Annotated in this window: 1 protein-coding gene; it reads left to right on the forward strand. The window is 53.4% G+C overall.

The annotated features are described in order from the left end of the window. Positions 1–686: EF-P beta-lysylation protein EpmB (gene epmB / locus ACFFRH_RS44875; protein ID WP_512701145.1), on the forward strand; the 686-nt coding region annotated here is incomplete at both ends.

The raw sequence follows: 686 nt of genomic DNA on the forward strand, positions 1-686 counted from the left end.
GGATTCTCCACCGACCCACTGGAAGAACAGCACAGCGTAGTGCCTGGTTTGTTGCATAAATACCACAACCGGGCGCTTTTGCTGGTCAAAGGCGGCTGCGCGGTAAATTGCCGCTATTGCTTCCGTCGTCACTTCCCCTATGCCGAAAATCAGGGCAACAAGCGTAACTGGCAAACTGCACTTGAGTATGTTGCTGCGCATCCGGAACTGGACGAGATGATTTTCTCCGGCGGCGATCCGCTGATGGCGAAAGATCACGAGCTGGACTGGTTGCTCACACAACTGGAAGCCATCCCGCATATAAAACGTCTGCGGATTCACAGCCGTCTGCCGGTTGTGATCCCGGCACGGATCACCGAGGCGCTGGTTGAATGCTTTGCCCGTTCTACGCTGCAAATCTTGCTGGTGAATCACATCAACCATGCCAATGAGGTAGATGAAACATTCCGTCAGGCGATGGCTAAGTTGCGCCGGGTAGGCGTTACTTTGCTGAACCAGAGCGTTCTGTTACGTGATGTGAACGATAACGCACAAACGCTGGCAAACCTGAGTAATGCGTTGTTCGATGCCGGCGTAATGCCGTATTACCTGCATGTGCTCGATAAAGTACAGGGCGCGGCGCATTTTATGGTGAGTGATGACGAATCACGGCAGATTATGCGTGAGTTGCTGACACTGGTGTCGGG

This window comes from Streptosporangium vulgare, assembly GCF_042428775.1.
GTDB lineage: Bacteria > Actinomycetota > Actinomycetes > Streptosporangiales > Streptosporangiaceae > Streptosporangium > Streptosporangium vulgare.